General features: G+C 54.1%; 1 protein-coding gene. It reads left to right on the forward strand.

Annotated features, from left to right (window positions below):
• A partial coding sequence (locus ACO0LI_RS30730; RefSeq protein ID WP_423037734.1) for a transposase family protein occupies positions 1–246 on the forward strand: 246 nt, incomplete at its 5' end.
• Positions 247–270: the final 24 nt, after the last annotated feature.

A 270-nucleotide genomic window follows, 5' to 3' on the forward strand; every position in this document is an offset into this window, starting at 1 on the left:
GACTTTACCAACATCCGGGGCACACGCAGTCACGCGCTGACAGAAGAAGAACGCCTGACCAATCGCCGCAAGTCAAGCGTGCGTGCCAAGGTTGAACATGCCTTCTGTATCATCAAACGCATGTTTGGATTTACCAAGGTCAGATATCGTGGGATGCAGAAGAACGCGCACCGCTTGTTCGTTACTTGTGCGCTGGCGAACTTGTTCATGGTTCGCAGGCGCTTGATGCGCATGCAAGGGGCATAGTGTGCCCAATGGGCGAGAAATCGC

This window comes from Undibacterium sp. Tian12W (genome assembly GCF_049339405.1).
Classification (GTDB): Bacteria; Pseudomonadota; Gammaproteobacteria; order Burkholderiales; family Burkholderiaceae_D; genus Undibacterium.